Below are 2956 nucleotides of genomic sequence, written 5' to 3'. Positions count from 1 at the left end.
CTCGCCGCCCATCAGTCCGACCAGCCGGCGGCAGATCATCAGGCCGAGCCCCGATCCGCCATGCCGGCGCGCGGTGCCGGCATCGGCCTGCTGGAAGCGGCGGAACAGGCGCCGCCGCACCGCCGCGGAGATCCCGGGGCCGGTGTCGCGCACGGCGAAATCCATCCGCGCGCCGTCGCGCGTCACGCGGATCTCCACGCTGCCGGCGGCGGTGAACTTGATGGCGTTGTCCACCAGGTTCATCAGCACCTGCCGGAGCCGCCCCGGATCGCCCATCACCCAGGCGGGCAGCGTCGCATCGAGGCTGGCGGTCAGCCTGAGCCCCTTGTCCGCCGCCGCGGCCGCCTGCAGCGACAGCACCTCCCGCACCGGCTGGGCGAGCTCGAAGCCGACCTCCTCGAGCTCCAGCTTGCCGGCCTCGATGCGGGAGAGATCCAGCAGCTCGTTGACGGTCCAGAGCAGCGTCTCGCCCGATCGCCGCGCGGTCTCGGCATAGGCGCGCTGCTCGGAATCGAGCGGCGTGTCGAGCAGCAGCGAGAGCGTGCCCAGCACCCCGTTCAGCGGCGTGCGCACCTCATGGCTGACGAAGGCGAGGAAGTCGGATTTCTCGGCGCTGGCGCGCTCGGCGGCGCGGCGGGCCAGCGTTTCCGCGCGCTGCGCACGACGCGCGGCCTCCTCGGCGCGCACGCGCTCGGTCACGTCGTGCTGGATGCCCAGGAAATACACCAGATTCCCGTCCGCATCCCGCACCGGGGAGATGTGCAGCTCGTTGACGAAGCGGCTGCCGTCGCGGCGGTAGTTGACCAGGCGGATGTCGATCGGCCGCGGCGCGGCGATCGCCTCGCGGATCGCGCGGACATCCGCCGCGGCGGTGCCCGGCCCCTGGAGGAAGCGGCAGTTGCGGCCCAGCACCTCTTCCGGCGCATAGCCGGTGATGCGGTAGAAGGCCGGGTTGGCGAAGACGATCGGGCAGTCCGGCAGGTTGGGATCGGAGATCACCACCCCGGTCGGCGCGGCGGCGACGGCGGCGGCGATCGCCGCGGAGAAGCGCCCGGCCTCGGCGATCGCGGCGGCGCCGTCGGGCGCCCCCCGATCAGCTGTCGTAGGCGACAAGCGCTTCGAACGGGACATCGAGACGGTCGCGCCCCTTGAGGAATGTGAGCTCGATCAGGCAGGCGGCGCAGGGCACGATAGCGCCGGCCTGGCGCAGCAGGGAGATGCCGGCCGACATGGTCCCGCCGGTCGCGAGCAGGTCGTCCAGCACCACGACGCGCTGCCCCCGCTGCACGGCGTCCGCCTGCATCTCGATGCGGTCGGTGCCGTATTCCAGCGCATAGTTCAGCCCGATGGTGAGGCCCGGCAGCTTGCGCGGCTTGCGCAGCATCACGAAGCCGAGGCCGAGTTCCAGCGCCAGCGGCGCGGCGACGAGGAAGCCTCGGCTTTCGATGCCGGCGAGCACGTCGGGCTTGCGGGGGGCGATCCGCTCGGCCAGGCGCCCCATCGCGGTGCGCCACGCGTGGCCGTGCCGCAGCAGGGTGGAGATGTCGTAGAAGAGGATGCCGGGCTTCGGGAAATCCGGGATGCCGCGGATGTGGTCCTTCAGGTCGATGTCGGGATCGGCGTCCAGCCGCGACAGCGCGGCGGGGCTCGTCTTGTCGTCCATCTTCGGCGTCGCGCTCGTCTGTCGGGGCGGAATGCGCACAGCCGCAGGACGCCCGTCCTGCCACGGCACGCCCGGAACCGATTGCCTTCCTCGCGGGTCAGGCTACGCCCCGCGGCAGCCGGCCGCAACGGGCGCGCGGCCCTTGGCAGGCGCCCGGCGCCGGGCCACATCGCCGGCATGTCGCGCCCGTTGCTCGCCCTGATCCTCGGCCTGTCCGGTTTCCTGCTCTATGTCGGCGTGGTGGTGGCGGCGGCGGACTGGGTGCTGCAACGGCACTGGCTGATCGAGCTGATCTATTTCACCGTTGCCGGCATCGCCTGGGTGTGGCCGGCGCGGAAGCTGATGTTCTGGGCCGCGCGCGCCGACGGCTGAACGAAAAAACCCCGCCAGGGATGCATCCCTGGCGGGGTTCTCGCGCGGCGCGCCGTCTGGTCGGAGTGAGAGGATTCGAACCTCCGGCCCCTGCGTCCCGAACACAGTGCTCTACCAGGCTGAGCTACACTCCGGCATGGCGCCGGCCCCGCAAGGGGCGGCTTCATCGCGCGGCAGCGTCGCAGCGAGGCCGGCCGTATAGCGAAGCCCCCGCGGCGCGGCAAGCCGGGCGCAACGCTTCGTCACGCAACCCGCCGTTGCGCACCCGGACGATGCCTGCAAGGCTAACCTTGTCCCAAGGGAGGGTTATAGATGCGGGCATGGATGACGGCGGCGGCGATCGCCGCGGCGGTGGGAATGGCTGGCGCCGCCCTGGCGCAGGAGAACCTCATCGCCGAACGCAAGAACGGCATGCGGGAGATGGGCCGTCACCTGGAGGCCATCAACGGGATCCTCCAGGCGCGCGGCGACCAGGCGCCGATCGCGGAGCGGGCCGACCGGATCATCGCCTTCTACGGCAACCTCGATGCGCTCTATCCGGCCGCAAGCCTGACCCCGCCGGTCGCGGCGGGCCGTGGCGACGGGCAGACGCGCGCGCTGGCCGCCATCGAGCCGAACCGCGCGGCCTTCGATGCGCTCGCCGCCGACATGGTGCGGCAGCTGACCGCGATGAAGGCATCGGCGGCCTCCGGCGGCGTCACCGCAGACATGCTGCGCCAGGCCGGGCAGATCTGCGCCGACTGCCACCAGCGTTTCCGCGCCCGCTGACGTCGTAACGGCCGGTCCCCGGCGCGCGTCGTTCGCTTCAGAAGCTTGACGGCGGCCGCAGGGCGGAAATCCACCATACCAGTCCCGCCGCCCCCCCCCGCCGCGCGGCCGCGGGCCACCGGTTGGCCCCCCCCCGCCCCGGCCGCCCCGGGG

At 72.4% G+C, this 2956-nt stretch carries 4 protein-coding genes and 1 tRNA gene; 2 read left to right on the top strand and 3 right to left on the bottom strand.

Annotation, left to right across the window (positions count from 1 at the left end):
* Window positions 1-1113, bottom strand: a 1113-nt coding sequence (locus AC1MIR_RS07920; protein WP_480027632.1) for a PAS domain-containing protein, incomplete at its 3' end; no start/stop codon positions are given.
* A complete protein-coding gene (locus AC1MIR_RS07915) occupies window positions 1094-1609 on the bottom strand; it encodes an adenine phosphoribosyltransferase (RefSeq protein ID WP_480028725.1) in 516 nt (171 codons plus the stop codon). The genes AC1MIR_RS07920 and AC1MIR_RS07915, both read right to left, overlap by 20 nt.
* 231 nt (window positions 1610-1840) lie before the next feature.
* Here AC1MIR_RS07915 and AC1MIR_RS07910 point away from each other — a divergent pair, with 231 nt between their 5' ends.
* Entirely contained in the window at window positions 1841-2035 is a 195-nt protein-coding gene (locus AC1MIR_RS07910) for a DUF2842 domain-containing protein (RefSeq protein WP_480027631.1), read from the top strand.
* A 57-nt stretch (window positions 2036-2092) separates the two neighbouring features.
* Here AC1MIR_RS07910 and AC1MIR_RS07905 read toward each other — a convergent pair.
* Window positions 2093-2169: transfer RNA gene (locus tag AC1MIR_RS07905), tRNA-Pro, on the bottom strand.
* Window positions 2170-2347: 178 nt separating this feature from the next.
* On the opposite strand from AC1MIR_RS07905, the gene AC1MIR_RS07900 reads away from it, so the two are divergent.
* Window positions 2348-2803, top strand: a complete 456-nt coding sequence (locus AC1MIR_RS07900; protein WP_480027630.1) for a cytochrome c — start codon at window positions 2348-2350, stop codon at window positions 2801-2803.
* The last annotated feature ends 153 nt before the right edge of the window (window positions 2804-2956 follow it).

The sequence above is a fragment of the Falsiroseomonas sp. RANM36 genome (assembly GCF_056682175.1).
The sequence above is the reverse complement of the archived record's forward strand: the minus strand, read 5'-3'. Positions and strand labels throughout refer to the sequence as shown.

Excerpts from the sequence above, each read along its gene's own strand:
- AC1MIR_RS07910 (WP_480027631.1), top strand. The coding sequence starts at position 1,841 with ATGTCGCGCCCGTTGCTCGCCCTGATCCTCGGCCTGTCCGGTTTCCTG.
- AC1MIR_RS07900 (WP_480027630.1), top strand. The coding sequence starts at position 2,348 with ATGCGGGCATGGATGACGGCGGCGGCGATCGCCGCGGCGGTGGGAATG.